The sequence below is a fragment of the Pseudonocardia sediminis genome, from assembly GCF_004217185.1.
Taxonomy (GTDB): Bacteria; Actinomycetota; Actinomycetes; order Mycobacteriales; family Pseudonocardiaceae; genus Pseudonocardia; species Pseudonocardia sediminis.
In genome coordinates this window covers 4,790,196-4,805,160 of record NZ_SHKL01000001.1, presented here as the reverse complement: position 1 = coordinate 4,805,160, position 14,965 = coordinate 4,790,196, and the positions used below count along the sequence as shown (strand labels likewise).

Annotated in this window: 16 protein-coding genes; 6 read left to right on the top strand and 10 right to left on the bottom strand. The window is 72.6% G+C overall.

Going from position 1 to position 14,965, the window contains the following annotated elements; translation table 11 throughout:
* Nucleotides 1-24: 24 nt before the first annotated feature.
* The gene (locus tag EV383_RS22485) at nt 25-990 is read right to left on the bottom strand and encodes a quinone oxidoreductase family protein (RefSeq protein WP_130291767.1); all 966 of its coding nucleotides are present in this window, start codon (nt 988-990) and stop codon (nt 25-27) included.
* Between the two features lie 26 nt (nt 991-1,016).
* On the opposite strand from EV383_RS22485, the gene EV383_RS22480 reads away from it, so the two are divergent.
* Nucleotides 1,017-1,241, top strand: coding sequence for a hypothetical protein (locus EV383_RS22480; protein WP_130291766.1), 225 nt, complete (start codon nt 1,017-1,019; stop codon nt 1,239-1,241).
* Here the strand turns inward: EV383_RS22480 and EV383_RS22475 are convergent.
* Entirely contained in the window at nt 1,238-2,080 is an 843-nt protein-coding gene (locus EV383_RS22475) for an NAD-dependent protein deacetylase (RefSeq protein ID WP_207223623.1), read from the bottom strand. The two genes, EV383_RS22480 and EV383_RS22475, sit on opposite strands and share 4 nt — an antisense overlap.
* A 78-nt stretch (nt 2,081-2,158) precedes the next feature.
* Between EV383_RS22475 and EV383_RS22470 the strand changes: the two genes are divergently transcribed.
* Nucleotides 2,159-2,749, top strand: coding sequence for a TIGR03086 family metal-binding protein (locus EV383_RS22470; RefSeq protein ID WP_130291765.1), 591 nt, complete (start codon nt 2,159-2,161; stop codon nt 2,747-2,749).
* 59 nt (nt 2,750-2,808) lie between these two features.
* Here EV383_RS22470 and EV383_RS22465 read toward each other — a convergent pair whose 3' ends face one another.
* From EV383_RS22465 to EV383_RS22450, 5 genes are all read right to left on the bottom strand, one after another.
* Nucleotides 2,809-5,064 (bottom strand): ABC transporter ATP-binding protein, encoded by a 2,256-nt coding sequence (locus tag EV383_RS22465; RefSeq protein WP_130291764.1) that lies wholly within the window; start codon nt 5,062-5,064, stop codon nt 2,809-2,811.
* A 227-nt stretch (nt 5,065-5,291) separates the two neighbouring features.
* Nucleotides 5,292-5,426 carry a hypothetical protein gene (locus tag EV383_RS32755; protein WP_278044843.1) on the bottom strand — a complete coding sequence of 45 codons (135 nt, stop codon included), beginning with the start codon at nt 5,424-5,426 and terminating at the stop codon, nt 5,292-5,294.
* A 367-nt stretch (nt 5,427-5,793) separates the two neighbouring features.
* The gene (locus EV383_RS22460) at nt 5,794-6,576 is read right to left on the bottom strand and encodes an enoyl-CoA hydratase-related protein (RefSeq protein WP_130291763.1); all 783 of its coding nucleotides are present in this window, start codon (nt 6,574-6,576) and stop codon (nt 5,794-5,796) included.
* A 94-nt stretch (nt 6,577-6,670) separates the two neighbouring features.
* Nucleotides 6,671-7,120, bottom strand: a complete 450-nt coding sequence (locus tag EV383_RS22455; protein WP_130291762.1) for an OsmC family protein — start codon at nt 7,118-7,120, stop codon at nt 6,671-6,673.
* Nucleotides 7,121-7,352: 232 nt separating this feature from the next.
* Nucleotides 7,353-7,580 carry a hypothetical protein gene (locus EV383_RS22450; protein ID WP_130291761.1) on the bottom strand — a complete coding sequence of 76 codons (228 nt, stop codon included), beginning with the start codon at nt 7,578-7,580 and terminating at the stop codon, nt 7,353-7,355.
* Between the two features lie 365 nt (nt 7,581-7,945).
* Between EV383_RS22450 and EV383_RS22445 the strand changes: the two genes are divergently transcribed.
* A complete protein-coding gene (locus tag EV383_RS22445) occupies nt 7,946-8,806 on the top strand; it encodes an LLM class F420-dependent oxidoreductase (RefSeq protein WP_130291760.1) in 861 nt (286 codons plus the stop codon).
* Between the two features lie 70 nt (nt 8,807-8,876).
* On the opposite strand, the gene EV383_RS22440 is transcribed toward EV383_RS22445, so the two are convergent.
* Complete coding sequence (locus EV383_RS22440; protein ID WP_130291759.1) at nt 8,877-9,977, bottom strand: LLM class flavin-dependent oxidoreductase; 1,101 nt, start codon at nt 9,975-9,977, stop codon at nt 8,877-8,879.
* A gap of 339 nt (nt 9,978-10,316) precedes the next feature.
* Here EV383_RS22440 and EV383_RS22435 point away from each other — a divergent pair, with 339 nt between their 5' ends.
* From EV383_RS22435 to EV383_RS22425, 3 genes are all read left to right on the top strand, one after another.
* Nucleotides 10,317-10,733, top strand: a complete 417-nt coding sequence (locus tag EV383_RS22435) for a guanyl-specific ribonuclease (RefSeq protein ID WP_423213698.1) — start codon at nt 10,317-10,319, stop codon at nt 10,731-10,733.
* A complete protein-coding gene (locus EV383_RS22430) occupies nt 10,730-11,089 on the top strand; it encodes a barstar family protein (protein ID WP_130291758.1) in 360 nt (119 codons plus the stop codon). Before EV383_RS22435 ends, EV383_RS22430 begins: the two co-directional genes overlap by 4 nt.
* A 163-nt stretch (nt 11,090-11,252) precedes the next feature.
* On the top strand, nt 11,253-13,223 hold the full coding sequence (locus tag EV383_RS22425; RefSeq protein ID WP_130291757.1) for an FAD/NAD(P)-binding protein: 1,971 nt from the start codon (nt 11,253-11,255) through the stop codon (nt 13,221-13,223).
* 60 nt (nt 13,224-13,283) lie between these two features.
* Here the strand turns inward: EV383_RS22425 and EV383_RS22420 are convergent, their stop codons facing one another.
* Together EV383_RS22420 and EV383_RS22415 are read right to left on the bottom strand one after the other, a co-directional pair.
* Nucleotides 13,284-14,189, bottom strand: a complete 906-nt coding sequence (locus EV383_RS22420; RefSeq protein ID WP_130291756.1) for an ABC transporter permease — start codon at nt 14,187-14,189, stop codon at nt 13,284-13,286.
* Entirely contained in the window at nt 14,182-14,958 is a 777-nt protein-coding gene (locus tag EV383_RS22415; protein ID WP_130291755.1) for an ABC transporter ATP-binding protein, read from the bottom strand. The genes EV383_RS22420 and EV383_RS22415 overlap by 8 nt, the downstream gene beginning before the upstream one ends.
* Between the last annotated feature and the right edge of the window lie 7 nt (nt 14,959-14,965).

Sequence of the window (14,965 nt, the reverse complement as noted above, 5' to 3'; positions counted from 1 at the left end):
GGTGCTCGATCCGCACGCTTCCTCTCAGCGGGTAAGGACGATCTTCCCGGCCGTCTTCCCGTCCAGCATCGCGGCGAAGGCGTCCTTGGCCTGGTCCATCGGCACCTCGGTCCCGATCTCCGGGGCGATCCCGGCGGTGGCGACGAACGACATCAGGTTGGCGAGCTCCTCGCGGGTGCCCATCGTCGACCCGACGACGCGCAGCTGCAGGAAGAACAGCCGCTGCAGGTCCGCACCGGGGTTCGGGCCGCTGGTGGAGCCGCAGATGACGATGATCCCGCCCGGCTTGAGGGCGCGCATCGAGTGCGACCAGGTGGCCTCGCCGACACTCTCGAACACCGCGTCGACCTTCTCGGGCAGCTTCTGGCCGGACTCGAACGTGGCGTGCGCGCCCAGCCGCTCGGCCAGCGCGCGCTTCTCCTCGTCGCGCCCGGTGACCCAGACCCGCATGCCGGCCGCGCGGCCGAGCTGGACCAGGGCGGTGGAGACGCCTCCGGAGGCGCCCTGCACGAGCATCGTCTGCCCGGGCGTCAGGCCGGACTTGGTGAACAGCATCCGGTAGGCGGTGAGCCACGCGGTGCCCAGCACGGCACCCTGGGCGGCCGTCATGCCCTCGGGTCGCGGGATCGCGTTGCGCTTCGGGACGACGACGGTGTCGGCCATCGCGCCCTGGTGGCGCTCGGTCAGCAGGGTGCGCTTCGGGTCGAGCGTCTCGTCACCCTTCCAGTCCGGGTCACCGATGATCGAGTGCAGGACGACGTCGGTGCCGTCGGCGGTCGTGCCGGCCCCGTCGCAGCCGAGGATCATCGGGAACTGGTCGGGCTTGATGCCGACGCCGCGCAGGGTCCAGAGGTCGTGCATGTTGAGGCTGGCGGCGTTGACGTTCACGCTGACCCAGCCCTCGGGGACCTCGGGTTCGGGGCGCTCGCCCACCACGAGGGAGTCGAGCGGGGCATCGGCGTTGGGCTCACTGGCATACACGGCGAACATGGGTCCGAACCTAGCCAATCCCGAGGATGGGTACCGTGTGGGACGTGCGCGGCATCGTCGACGGGTGGGACGCCTTCGAGCTGTGGGTCACCCAGCTCGCGTTCCCGTTCCAGGTGGTCCTGGTGATCGTCGTGCTGCTGCCGTTGTGCGCCGTCGTCGCGACGCTGGTGGACCGCGTCACCGAGAGGTTCGACACGTCCTCCGCGGAGCGTGCCCCCTCCACCCCGCCGCCGGGGGACGACATCTCCTAGGTCGTTCCGGCCAGGGCGCCCAGCACCTCCGACGTCCCGGCGTCGACCAGCACGGTGGCCAGCGGGTCACCGCGGGTCTCGCCCCGGTTCACGATGACGACCGGCACCCCGTGCTTGGCGGCGTGCTTGACGAACCGCAGCCCGGACATGACGGTCAGCGAGGAGCCGGCGACGAGCAGCGCGCCGTCGTCCGGGGCGAGCCCGTCGACGAGGGCGTAGGAGCGGGCGACCCGGTCGCGGGGCACGTTCTCGCCGAAGAACACGACGTGCGGCTTGAGCCGGCCGCCGCATCCGGAGCAGGGTGCGATCCGGAACCCGTCGGTGGCCTCCAGCGCGGCGTCGCCGTCGGGGGCGGACTCCACCTCGGCGCTGATCGACTCGGTGAAACCGGGGTTCAGGGCCGCGAGCCGGGTCTGCAGGTCGTCGCGATGACCGATGTCCCGGCAGTCGAGGCAGATCACCTCGTCGATCCGGCCGTGCAGGTCGATGACGTCGCGGTGCCCGGCCTCGGAGTGCAGGCCGTCGACGTTCTGGGTGATCAGCCCGTCCAGGACGCCCGCGCGTTCCAGGGCGGCGAGCGCGCGGTGCCCGGGGTTGGGCTCGGCCCGTCGCATCCGCGCCCAGCCGACGTGGCTGCGCGCCCAGTAGCGCCGCTGCGCCGCCTCGCCGGAGACGAACTCGGAGTAGGTCATCGGGCGCCGGGGCGGCGAGTCCGGGCCGCGGTAGTCGGGAATACCGGAGTCGGTGCTCAGCCCGGCCCCGGTGAGCGCGACGATCCGGCGGCCGGCGAGCAGGTCGAGCGCGCGCGTCCCTGCCGAGGTGTCGCCGAGGGTGGTCACGGCGTCCAGGGTAGGCGTGCCGGGCCGGTGTCGCGTTCCTTCAATATCCCGCGCGCGGGCGGCGGCAGGATCAGTGGCATGGATCACGACCAGCTTCTGTCCGACGGCGTCGACCTGGCCGTCTCGACCATCCGCGACACCCCGGTCGAGCGCTACGACGACCCGACCCCGTGCAGCGACTTCACCGTCGCGGACCTGATCAACCACCTCGTGTTCGGCCTGGTGCTCGCCCGGTGCAGCGGCACCCGAGAGCCGTGGGACCCGTCCTGGACCGCCGACTCCCCGGCCCCGGTGCTCGACGGCCTGCCGCGTTCGGAGTGGGCGCGGGCCGCGGCGCAGGAGGGCGCCCGCGTCGTCGAGGCCTGGCGGGGCCCGGCCGCATGGGCCGGTGACTCGCACATGGGCGGCGCGACCATGCCGGCCGCGGTCATCGGGTCGATGATGACCGGCGAGTTCGCCGTGCACGCCTGGGACCTGGCCACCGCCACCGGACGTCGGGCCGAGGTGACGCCCGGGCTGGGCGAGGTGGCGCTGGAGGCGATGACCGGGATGGCGTCGATGGGCCGCGAGGCGGGCTGGATCGGAGCCGAGGTCGCGGTGCCCGCCGACGCGCCGGCGTTCGACCGCGCGCTGGGCGTCGCCGGGCGGGACCCGGGCCGCTCCGCCTGAACGCGGTCCCGGTCGCGCCGGACCCCGATCCCGCCGGCGAGGGCCGGGCCCGGCGCGCCTCACCGGCCGGCGAACGGGTCCCCGGTCTGGACGGGGATGTGCAGGGCGGCCGCGGCCGTCGCGGTGAAGGTCGGGTACTCGGGGGTCCCGTCCCGCCGGTGTTCCGGCTCCGGGGCGGCGCGGGCCGCCGGCAGGTCCGCGGCGGCGCGGGCCGGGGGGACGTGGGCTGGGGGCAGGTGGGCCGGGGCGTGGTGCCGCCCGCGGACCGGTGCGGGCGGGACGGGCACGGGCAGTACCGGCACCGTTGGACCGGGCACGGACGGCCCGGGCACGGACGGGAACGGTCCGTCGGCGCCGGGCGCGCGGTGCCGGGCCCGGCGCCGCGGACCCACCGCCGGCAGGACGCGGGTGGGGGCGTCGTCGACGGCGGCCGTCGCGCCACCCGTCTCCCCGGTCCCGTCCGGCGCCGACCCGTCGCTCGCCTCGCTGCGGTGCAGGCGGTAGAGCTCGGCGTAGCCGGGGCTGTCGTGCAGCAGCTCGGTGTGCGTGCCGGCCGCGGCGATGCGGCCGTGCTCCATGTAGAGGATCTGGTCCGCGTCGGAGACCGTCAGCAGCTGGTGGGAGATGGTGACGGTCGTCCGCGAGTGGGACAGGCGCCGCAGCGGTGCCAGCACCCGCTCGGTCGAGGCGGCGTCCAGGCCGGTCGTCGGCTCGTCGAGGACGAGGACCGGGGCGTCGCGGATCATCGCCCGCGCGATGGCGAGGCGACGGCACTGCCCGCCGGAGAGCATCCGCCCGCGCTGCCCGACCCGCGTCCGGTAGCCGTCGGGGAACGCGACGACGGTGTCGTGCAGGTCCGCGGCACGGGCGGCGGCCTCGACCTGCTCGGCGCTCGCGTCCGGGTGGGCCCAGCGGATGTTCTCCGCGATCGTGCCGTCGAAGACCAGGACGTCCTGCAACACGGCGGTGACGTTGCGGCGCAGGTCGGCCAGCGGGAGCCGGCGCAGGTCGTGGCCGTCGAGGGTGATCCGGCCGCCGCCGGGGTCGTACTGGCGCAGCAGCAGCCGGGCCAGCGTGCTCTTCCCGGCCCCGCTCGCCCCGACGATCGCGACCCGCCCGCCCGGCGGGATCGCGAACGTCACCCCCTGCAGCGCGGGCCGCTCGGTGTCCGGGTAGCGGAAGTCCACCCCCTCGACGACGAGTGCGCCGGCCGCGCGCGGCAACGGCTGCGGGTCGTCGGGCTCGGTGACGTCCGGGCGGGTGTCGAGCACCTCGATGATGCGCTCCGCGCTGGCCCCGGCGGCGAACAGCGAGTTCGCCAGGGAACCGAACCCGGAGATCGGGCCGTAGAGCTGCGACAGGTAGGTCAGGAAGACGAGCAGCCCGCCGAGGGTGATCCGGCCGTCCGCGATCTGCGCGACCGCGACGCCGACGACGAGCAGCACCCCGATCGCCTGGACGAGGCTGCCGACGGGGGAGAAGAAGCTCTCCAGGCGGGTGGCGCGCATCTGCGCGCGGAAGCTCGCCTCGTTCTCGGAGCGGAAGCGCTCGGTCTCGGAGTCCTGGCGGTCGTAGGCCTGCACGAGTGCGGCGTTGCCGAGGCTCTCCTCCGCGACGGAGACGATCGATCCGGAGCGCCGTCGCTGCTCGCGGGCGGCCGCCGCGATGCGGCTGGTCAGGAACTTGCTGAGCAGCAGGAACGCCGGTGCGGCGACGAACGCGATGAGTGTGAGCTTCCAGTCCAGGATCGCCATGGCGGTCGCGTAGAACACGACCTGGAACGAGTAGGTGAGAAAGAGGTTCACCCCGGTGAGCACGAGCTGCTCGATCTCGGCGGTGTCGCCGCTGATCCGGGAGAGCACGTCGCCCAGCGGGCGCCGGTCCAGGTAGCCGGTGGACAGCCGGCCGAGGTGGTCGAAGAGCCGGACGCGCAGGCCGAGGACGAAGCGTTCGGCCGTCCAGGCGCTGAGGTACTCGTCGACGAAACCGACCAGGCCGATCAGGACGGTGAGCCCGAGGTAGGCCGCGGCGATGGTGGGGAACAGGCGGTAGTCGGCGGGGGTCAGCACGTCGTCGACGAGGACCTTGAACAGCCAGATGCTGACCGTCGTCAGCGCCGGCACCGCGCCGGTGAGGAGGAGACCGACGATCATCCGGCCGCGGAAGGGCCGGGTGTAGGGCCAGAACCGCCGGAAGATCGTGCGGATCGGGACCCGGGGCGCCTCGGCGGCCACCGGGCCACCCACGGCCTCACCGTCGGGTTCCGGGCCGTCGGGCTCCGGACCGTCCGGGGGCTCGTCGTCCGGCGCCGCCACATCCGTCCCGCGGAGCCCCGTCGTGTCGACGTCCGGGTCGGGATCGGATGTGGCGGGGATGGGGCGGGAGACGTCCGACGTGCTGCGGCCGGCACGGACGGAACCGTCCGTGGCGGTTGCTCCCCGCACGGCGACGGTGTCGCTGCCTGTCACGTCGGACGTCCCCCTTCCCCTGAACGTGGTCCCGCCCGCCCCCGGGGCGGAGACCACGTGTCAGCCGTTCACCATCAGTGGCAGTGGTGCTTGTGGTGCTTCTTCGGCTTCGGCGGCGGGCAGTCGTGCTTCTTCGGGGGCGGCGGCGGGCAGCCGTGCTTGCCCTTCGGCGGCTTCGGCGGGAACACGGGGATGATCTCGAACAGCATGAGGAGTTCCTCTCGTTGACGTACTCGGTCGCTTCGGTGACCGATACGGGATTCACGAGTGGGAACGTCGCAGGTGACGGGCTTTGTGAGAGTACAACCCGAACAGAGCATGACATCGCCCGACCGGAGCAGTCGTCGGCGGATCGGGACGTGCGTCCCGAATTCGTCCGGATTGCGATCTTAATTGGTTCAACGACCATTCGCGAGTCGTGATCGCGAATGATGCGTGTGCATTGTCCGGCAATGCATTCGAGCGCCACCGCTCGAACGACTAGATCAGCACCGGGGTGAGGCGACGGTCACACTCCGTGGCAGACGTGTGATCGACGGGACGGACCACTGGTCCGTACGGGTGACGACGAGGACGTCAGTCCTGCGGGACCCAGGAAGGCTTGCGCTTCTCGCCGAACGCGCGGATACCCTCCTGGCCCTCCTCGGAGGCGAAGAAGCCGGCCGAGAGCGTGTTCATCTCGGCGAAGTCCCGCTCCATCGACTCCGGGCGGGTGCGGCGCAGCATCTCCTTGGCCCCGGCCAGGGCGTTCGGGGCGCCGAGGGCGAGCATGCCGGTGTAGCGGGCGACCTCGGCGTCGAGTCCGTCGTCGGCGACGGCGCTGTTGACGAGCCCGATCTCCGCGGCGCGGGCGGCGTCGAACGTCTCGCCGGTGAGGAACAGCTCGTGCGCGGCGCGGGTGGACAGGCGCGGCAGCACCGTCACCGAGATGACGGCCGGGATCACCCCGATCCGGACCTCGGAGAACGCGAACGTCGCCGACTCCGCGGCCACCGCGATGTCGCAGGCGGCCACGATCCCGACGCCACCGGCGCGGGCCGGGCCGGACAGCCGCGCGACGATCGGCGTGGGGGAGTCCCAGATCGTGCTCAGGATCCGCGGGACCTCGGTGACGCCCTGCTGCTCGGCGCCCGCGCCGCGGGACTCCTTGAGGTCCATCCCGGCACAGAACACGGTCCCGGTGTGGGTCAGCACGATCACGCGCGCCGCGTCGTCGGCGATCGCGGTCTCCAGGTGCGCCAGCAGCTCCCGGCGCACCTGAGCCGACAGGGCGTTGCGGTTGGCCGGTGAGTCCAGCGTGATCGTGGCGATCCCGGGGGAGACGTCGAGGTGGACGAGTTCGGCGGCGTCGGTGCTCACGTGATCACCGTAACCCGGCCGGACCGGTGTACTCGTGCGTCACGAGGAGCGCGATACGCACCTCATGGCGCACGAGTGCCGCGGCGGGTGACTATCAGGCCTTGGTCCAGTTGCTGGTGACCTTCACACCGGCCTGGACGAACAGCTGGCTGACGGGGCAGCGACGCTCGGTCTCCTCGGCGAGCTTCGCGAGCTGCTCGTCGGTGGCGTCGGTGCGGATCTGCGCGTCGATCCGCAGGTTCTGGAACGTGGTCTCGCCCGGGCGGTCGGTGCCGGTCGTCATCGTGGTCGGGTTGAAGTCCGCCGCGACGTCGAACTTGACGTGCTCGATCGTGACGCCGAGCTCCTTGGCCACGATCGACGAGGTGACCTGGTTGCACGACGACAGCGAGGCCAGCGTGTAGGCCAGCGGGCTGGGGTGCTGGTCCTTGCCGCCGAACGCCTCGTAGGCGTCGGTCTCGATGGTGTAGTCGGCGCCGTCGACGGCGACGGTCTGCGCGACGCCGGTGCCCTGACCGCTGACGGCGAACGTGACGAGAGGCATGGATGTCTCCTGGTGATGCTCGGGCCCGGTGCGCGGGCGAGGTGAACCGGAGAGAGGAACGAGCACGCGTCCGGTGGCGCGGGAGAGCGGGATCTACCGGCCGGACGGACAGCAGGCGCTGCCGGTGCGGAGCAGGTCGACGTGCAGACGGCGCACGAGGACGGGGAAGATCACCGGACAAGTCAACCGCGTCCGGGTCAGCGGTGCCATCCGGGGCCGGGTGTGCCCGGTCTCAGCGGAGCGGTGACCCATTGTGCTGACGGGGCAGCGGGCGGCGCATGACGGCGATCTGCTGGGCCAGCTCGGCCGCGATCAGCTCGGCGTGGAGGGTGTCGTCCTCGCCCTCCCGGGCGGCCAGCGCGCGGTGCCGCCGGACGAGGTCGTCGAGGGAGTCGAGCATCCGCTGCACCGACGTCCGGCCGGTCGGTACCGGCTCGGGTCTGGTGAGTTCTGGTGTCATCGACGTTCTCCGTTGAACGTTGTCGGGGCCGGACTTGACGAGACCGTTGTACCCCCGAACAACGTCGCCCATACGCGGGAAAACACGCATGGGACGCAGGACACTGTGACCGGGCGCGGTCGGGCGCTGACCGGTCGTGGTCGGTGTTTCGTTGATGTTGCGCCTGCGACCAGCGGTCGAGTGGCCGGCGGTGTCCTACCGTCGCTCCGTGGAACCCGTCCGGATGGTGTTCGAGAAGTGGGATCGGCTCAGGGTGGGATCGGCCGTGAGGGTGGGATCGGCAGGGCCACGCTGAGCTGCGGCGACGGCCCCGGGGCGGCGATAGCGTCGACGACGACGCATTCATCGTCCGACGGGAGAGACCAGTGAAGATCGGACTGCACATCGCGGACTTCACCTACCCCAGCGGCCCGGCGGGCCTGGCCGACGACCTCAGCCGGATCGCCGCCGCCGCGGAGGAGGAGGGGTTCGCCCGCGTCAGTGTCATGGACCACGTCTGGCAGATCCGCCCGGTGGGGCCGATCGAAAACGACATGCTCGAGGCGTACACGACGCTGGGCTACCTCGCGGCCCGCACCGAGAAGGTCGACCTGCTGACCTGGGTCACCGGCGTCACCTACCGCGACCCGGGGATGCTGGCCAAGCTCGTCACCACCCTGGACGTCCTGTCCAAGGGTCGCGCATGGCTCGGTATCGGCGCCGCCTGGAACGACGAGGAGTCGGCCGGTCTGGGACTGTTCTTCCCGCCGACCGCGGAGCGTTTCGAGCGGCTGGAGGAGACGCTGCAGATCTGCCTGCAGATGTGGGGCGACGACGAGGGCCCGTACGAGGGGAAGCACTACACGCTGGGCCGGACCATGAACGTCCCGCAGTCGCTGACCCGGCCGCACCCGCCGATCCTGATCGGCGGCGGCGGGGAGAAGAAGACGCTGCGCCTGGTCGCGCAGTACGCGCAGGCCTGCAACCTGTTCGGCGGGCCGGACCTGGAGCGCAAGCTCGACGTCCTGCGCCGGCGCTGCGAGGAGGTCGGCCGCGACTACGGCGACGTCGAGAAGACGGTCATGGCCCCGCTCGACCCGAGCGACCCGAAGGCCCTGGTCGAGCAGCTGGCCGGCTACGCGAAGCTCGGCGTGCAGCACGTCCACGGCTGGGTGCCGGGCGTCTCGGAGATCGAGCCCCTGCGCGTCCTCGGCCGCGAGGTCATCCCCGCCGCCGCGCAGATGTGACCCGCACGCTCGTGGCGCTTTCGTGTCGTCGCAACGCACGAAAGCGCCACGAGTGCCGCGCGGAGTGGGGTCAGGCCGCGGCTGCGGCGGCGTCGCGACGGGCGACCTCCTGGCGGACCAGGGGGATCACCTCGCGTCCGAACTCCTTGGCGTCCTCGAGGAGGTCGTAGCCGCGGGCCGACAGGATCCGCACGCCGAGGTCGTAGTAGTCCAGCAGCGCCGCGGCCACGGTCTCCGGCGTCCCGACCAGGGCGGTGGAGTTGCCGGCGCCGCCGGTGGCCTCCGCGGTGACCGTCCAGAGTGCGCGGTCGTGCACCTCGCCCTTCTCGGCAACCGAGAGCAGGCGCTGCGAGCCGGCGTTCTCCGGGTTCGTGAGCTTGTGCCGGCGCGTCAGCTGCTGACCGTTCGCGGTGCGCTCGCGGATCGTGGCGACGGTGGCGTGCGCCTTCTCCCAGGCCTCGGACTCGGTGCGTCCGAGGATGGGCCGGAACGCGACCTGGAACGTCGGCGCCGGACGCCCGGCGGCGCGGGCCAACGAGGTGATCGTCTCGATCTGCTCGGCCGTCCCGGCCAGCGGCTCGCCCCACAGGGCGTAGATGTCGGCCTCCTGCGCGCCCACCTCGTAGGCCGCCGCGGAGGACCCGCCGAAGGAGATGCGCGGGCGCGGCTTCTGCGCCGGCTCGACGTCGAGGACGAAGTCGGAGAAGTCGTAGTGCTCGCCGTGGAAGTCGAACGGCTCCCGCTCCGTCCACGCCTTCTTGTAGATCTGGATCGCCTCACGGGTGCGGGCGTAGCGCTGGTCCTTGGACAGGGTGTCGCCCTCGCGCTGCTGCTCGTGGTCGTTGCCGCCGGTGATCACGTGCAGGGTCAGGCGCCCGCGGCTGATCTGGTCCAGCGTCGCGACGGTCTTCGCGGCGAACGTCGGGTACGAGACGTTCGGGCGGTGCGCGAGCAGGAGCTGCAGGTTCTCGGTGTGGTCGGCGATGTAGGCCGCGGCCTGCGCCGGGTCCGGGCTGCCGGAGCCGTAGGCGGTCAGGACGCGGTCCCAGCCGGTCTCCTCGTGGGCGCGGGCCAGGGCCAGGGTGTACTCGGGGTCGAACGCGGGGCCGGTGCGCGGCGTCGTCTCCGAGCCGTTGTGCGTGGCGCCGATGCCGAGGAACTCGACGGGCATGGGAATGGTCCTTCCGTGTGCGGTGGCGGGGGTCGGGGCGCTCAGGAACCCGGACACGCCGCGGACCACACCCGGCCCAGGTCGAGGTAGGCACGCCCCACCAGCGGGACCCGGACGGTCACACCGAGCACCGCGCGACGGCGGTGCGGTCGGTGGCCCATGCCCGGCACAACGCCGTGCCCGCACCCGTCCATTCCGCCGGGCGGGTCGGAGAACGGGGGATGACGGGTGGATGGCGAGTCGGTCGGAGTGCTGGAACCCGATCGGGTGAGGTGCCAGCGTGATCACGTGACCACCGACGTGTCCCGCGCTCCCGCCCGACGCACCGGCCTGAGGGTCCTGCTCGCGACCCTCGCCGCGCTGCTGCTCGCCGCCCTCCCGTCGACGGCGTTCGCGTCCACCCCGGCTCCCGCCGCGGCCGCCGCACCCGCCGCCGTCACCGCCCCGTCCGCGGTGCCGGGGGAGAGCTCCGGCCTCCCGGTCCGCGCGCTGAGCTCCCTGCCCGCCCAGGCCACCGACACCTACCGCCTGATCCAGCGCGGCGGCCCGTTCCCCTACTCCCGCGACGGCATCACGTTCCAGAACCGGGAGGGCATCCTCCCGGCGAGGTCGGGCGGCTACTACCGCGAGTACACGGTCCCGACGCCCGGTTCGAGTGACCGCGGCGCGCGGCGGATCGTCACCGGCTCGGCCGACGAGGTCTACTACACCGGTGACCACTACTCCAGCTTCGTCGTCGTGGACGTGAGCCGATGAGCGCGCTGACCCACGACTCCGGCACCGTCGACGAGATCGCCGCCCGCGCCCGCGGGCGCGCGACGACCGTCGGCGTCGTCGACGGGGCCCCCGACCGGTCCGCGCTGCTCACCGCGATCGGGCGGGAGCTGCGCTTCCCCGGCTACTACGGCCACAACCTCGACGCGCTCGACGAGTGCCTGGCCGACCTGTCGTGGCTGCCGGAGGGCCCGGTCGAGCTGGTCTGGGCGGACGCGGACCTGTTGGCCGCGGACCCGGCGACGCACGAGACGGTGCTCGCGATCCTGGAGACCGCGGTCGACGCCACGGCGTCCGGGCCGCGCCCGCTGCACGTCGTGCTGGCCGTCCATAGCTGAGTGACGCCGGACCGCATCGCTGGCCGGTGCGGTCCGGCGCGCTTACAGTCGGAGACATGGGAACCCGGCTCGTGCGACGCAGGCACGTGGACAACGGGCGCCTGCACGCGGATCTGTGAGGGGTCGACGCCACCCGTCCGCCCCCTCCGCGAGAGGTTTCGCCATGTCCCCCTCGACCACCCACCGCCGCACCGACGGTGCCACCGCGATCGCGATCGTCGGTGCCGGTCCACGCGGTGCCGGCATCCTGGAACGCCTGGTCGCGAGCGCTCCCGAGCTGCACGCCGACGCCCTCGCCGGACCGGGTCTCGACGTGCACCTGATCGACCCCTACCCGGCCGGTGCCGGGCGGATCTGGCGCCACGAGCAGTCGCCGCTGCTGGCGATGAACTCGATGGCCGCCGACGTCACGATGTACACCGACGACTCGGTCGTCTGCGACGGCCCGATCGTGCACGGCCCGTCGTTCTGGGACTGGGCACAGGACCTGCGCGACAACGGTGACCCCTCCGCCGAGCTCGGTGACGAGCTCGCGGCCGAGCTGCGCGAGGTCACCGCCGCGACGTTCCCGACCCGCCGCCTGCAGAGCCACTACCTCTGCCAGGTGCTGCGCGACGTGATCGCCCGCGCCCCGGACGGGATGCGGGTGCACCTGCACCGCACGAAGGCCACCGGCCTCGTCGACGACGGCGGGACGCAGGTCGTGACGCTGGCCGACGGTGCGCCGCTGCGCGTCGACTCGGTCGTGCTCGCCTCCGGCCACCTCGACGCCACCCCCACCGACGACGAGTGCGCGCTGCGGGATCGTGCGCACGACCTTGGCCTGCGCTACCTCGTCCCGGAGCAGACCACCGACTCGGACCTGTCGGTGATCGAGCCGGGGGAGACGGTGCTCGCCCGCGGTCTCGGGCTGGCGTTCGTCGACCTGCTGGTGCTGCTGTTCGAGGGCCGCGGCGGTCACTTCGAGCCGGCTCCGGACGAGCCGGGCGGGCTGCGCTACGAGCCGTCGGGCGCCGAGCCACGCCTGGTCGCCGGATCCCCGCGCGGCGCGACCTACCACTCCAAGACGCACTACCAGCTCCTCGCCGGGCGTCCGCCGCTGCCGCGGTTCCTGACCCCGGAGGTCACCGACGCCCTGATCGGCTCCGGCGAGCCGGTGGACATGGCGGGACAGGTCTGGCCGCTGATGGCCAAGGAGATCGGCTGGGGCTGGTACCACGAGCTCGTCAACGGCCATCCCGAGCAGGTCCGGCTGGGCTGGGAGGAGTTCTCGTCCCGCTACGCCGAGCTCGACTGGGACTCCTCGGAGATGCTGGCGTTGATCTCCGAGGCGGTCCCGGACCCGCTGGACCGGCTCGACCTCAACGCGCTCGACCGCCCGCTGGACGGCCTGAGCGCCCCGGACATGGAGACCCTGCAGCCGCTGGTGCGCGCCCGGATCGCCGAGGACCTGCGCCAGCACGTCGAGGAGCGCCACACCCCGCACCTGGGCGCGTTCGTCGCGATGCTGTCGGTGTACTCGGAGACGACGCGCCTCGCCGGATCGGGGACCCTGTCGGTCCGGTCCCGGGCGAAGGACATGGGCTGGTGGCAGAGCTTCTTCAACTCCGTCGCCTCCGGCCCGCCCGGCTTCCGGGTGCGGCAGATGCTCGCCCTGTCCCGCGCCGGGTTCGTGGAGTTCCTGGGCGCCGGGATGACGGTGGAGATCGAGGCCGACGGCCGGTTCCGGGCCACCAGCTCCACGCTCGGTCAGGCGGACACCGTGACCTCCACCGTGCTCGTCGACGCCCGGCTGCCCGACCCGAGCGCGTCGCGCAGCACGGACGCGCTCGTGTCGAGCCTGGTGGCGGCCGGCGACATCATCGAGGACGTGCTCGTCGACGACGACGGGACGGTCCTGCGCAACACCGGGCTGATCACCGTCCGGCCCGCCGACGGCGCCCTGGTGCAGTCCGACGGCACGGTGCACCCGCGCCGGTTCGCGGTCGGCCCGCACACCACCGTCAAGGTCGCGGGCGCCTTCACCCGTCCCGGGATGAACGCGCAGAGCCTGCGCTACAACGACGCCGTCGCCCGCGCCGTCCTGGAGTCGCTGCCCGCCACCGACGCGGCGCGGACCACCACCGCGGCCTGACGCCCGCACACGACGACGCCCACCTCCCGCGGGAGGTGGGCGTCGTCGTGCGTAGGGGATCTACTTGCCGATCGCCAGACCGCGGGCGCGCAGCACCCGGCGCTCGACCGGGCGGAACACCAGCAGCTCGATCGCGATCCCGACGAACAGGATCAGGAAGATCGCCGCGATCACCGTCGGCATGTCGTTGAGGTCGCTGCCCTGTTTGAGGTAGGCGCCCAGGCCGATCCCGAGCAGCGGCCCGGCGGCGATGATCTCCGCGGCCATCAGCGAGCGCCAGGAGAACGCCCAGCCCTGCTTGCACCCGGCGATGTAGCCGGGCAGCGCGGCCGGGAGCAGGATGTAGCGCGCGTTCGTCAGCCCGCGCGCGCCCAGCACCTGACCGACCCGGGGCAGGATCGGCGGGATCTGGTCGATGCCCGCGACGAGCCCGTTCGCGATCGACGGGACCGAGCCGAGGAGCACCACGAAGTAGATCGTGGCGTCGGTCAGCCCGAACCAGAGGATCGCGGCCGGCACCCAGGCCACCGACGGCAGGCTCTGCATCCCGGACAGCAGCGGCCCGATCGCGGCCCGCACGACCGGCACCTTCGCCACCAGCAGCCCGAGCGGGGTCGCGATCAGCAGGGCGACCAGGAAGCCGAGGAACGCGCGGCTGATCGAGGTCCAGAGGATCGAGAACACCGACCCGTCCACGACGACGGCGCCGAACGCGTCCCACACCGTCACCGGTGCCGGCACCTTGAACTCGTCGGTGATCGCCGAGGCCCAGACGAGCTGCCAGAGCGCGACGAACAGGATCAGCGCGACCAGCGGCGGGACCCCGACGGCGATCGCCCGGCGCCACCACGGCACCCGGCGCTCGGTCGGGGTGTCCAGGGCGTCCAGACCGGCCAGCGTGGAGGCGACGTCCTGATCGGGCGCCTCCGGCCGGGACCCGGTCGCGACGGGGCCCTGCTCAGGCATGGCTGGAGATGACGTGACGCAGCATCGCGGTGATCTCGTCGTGCAGCTGCTCGCCCTCGGCGGCGACGTCCCACTCGTCGACGATCGTGCCCGGACGCGACGACAACAGCACCACCCTCTGCCCGAGCCGCACCGCCTCGCGCACGTCGTGGGTGACGAACAGGATCGAGATCCCGGTCTCCTCCCAGACGCGGACGAGCTCGCCCTGCAGGACGTCACGGGTGATCGCGTCCAGGGCGGCGAACGGCTCGTCCATCAGCAGCAGTCCGGGGACGCCCTCGGCCTCGCCGGTCGCGGCGGCCAGGGCACGGGCCAGCGCGACCCGCTGGCGCATGCCGCCGGAGAGCTCGTGCGGACGCTTGTCCCCGAGACCGTCGAGACGGACCAGGCTCAGCAGCTCCTCGGCGCGGCGACGGCGGTCGCCCCGGGAGTACCCGGCGAGGCGCAGCGGCAGCTCGACGTTGCGCCCGGCCGTCAGCCAGGGCAGCAGCGCCGACTCCTGGAACATGAACGACGGCTGCCCGGTCGCGCGCTCGAGCGTGCCCGCGGTGGGCTCGTCGAGACCGGCGACGAGGTTGAGCAGCGTCGACTTCCCGCAGCCCGAGGCCCCGAGCAGGCAGACGAACTCGCCGGGCCGCACCTGCAGGTCGATCTCCCGCAGGGCGGTGACGGCGGACTCGCCGTGCCCGAACGTCTTACCGACGCCGGACAGCGTCACGGTCGGCGTCCCGGCCCGAGCCGTGCCGGACCGTTCCTGTGTCACGGTCATGGAAGCC

Excerpts from the sequence above, each read along its gene's own strand:
- EV383_RS32755 (WP_278044843.1), bottom strand. The coding sequence starts at position 5,426 with ATGCTGTTCGAGATCATCCCCGTGTTCCCGCCGAAGCCGCCGAAGGGC.
- EV383_RS22450 (WP_130291761.1), bottom strand. The coding sequence starts at position 7,580 with ATGACACCAGAACTCACCAGACCCGAGCCGGTACCGACCGGCCGGACG.
- EV383_RS22485 (WP_130291767.1), bottom strand. The coding sequence starts at position 990 with ATGTTCGCCGTGTATGCCAGTGAGCCCAACGCCGATGCCCCGCTCGAC.
- EV383_RS22425 (WP_130291757.1), top strand. The coding sequence starts at position 11,253 with ATGTCCCCCTCGACCACCCACCGCCGCACCGACGGTGCCACCGCGATC.
- EV383_RS22440 (WP_130291759.1), bottom strand. The coding sequence starts at position 9,977 with ATGCCCGTCGAGTTCCTCGGCATCGGCGCCACGCACAACGGCTCGGAG.
- EV383_RS22420 (WP_130291756.1), bottom strand. The coding sequence starts at position 14,189 with ATGCCTGAGCAGGGCCCCGTCGCGACCGGGTCCCGGCCGGAGGCGCCC.
- EV383_RS22415 (WP_130291755.1), bottom strand. The coding sequence starts at position 14,958 with ATGACCGTGACACAGGAACGGTCCGGCACGGCTCGGGCCGGGACGCCG.
- EV383_RS22470 (WP_130291765.1), top strand. The coding sequence starts at position 2,159 with ATGGATCACGACCAGCTTCTGTCCGACGGCGTCGACCTGGCCGTCTCG.
- EV383_RS22430 (WP_130291758.1), top strand. The coding sequence starts at position 10,730 with ATGAGCGCGCTGACCCACGACTCCGGCACCGTCGACGAGATCGCCGCC.
- EV383_RS22480 (WP_130291766.1), top strand. The coding sequence starts at position 1,017 with ATGGGTACCGTGTGGGACGTGCGCGGCATCGTCGACGGGTGGGACGCC.
- EV383_RS22455 (WP_130291762.1), bottom strand. The coding sequence starts at position 7,120 with ATGCCTCTCGTCACGTTCGCCGTCAGCGGTCAGGGCACCGGCGTCGCG.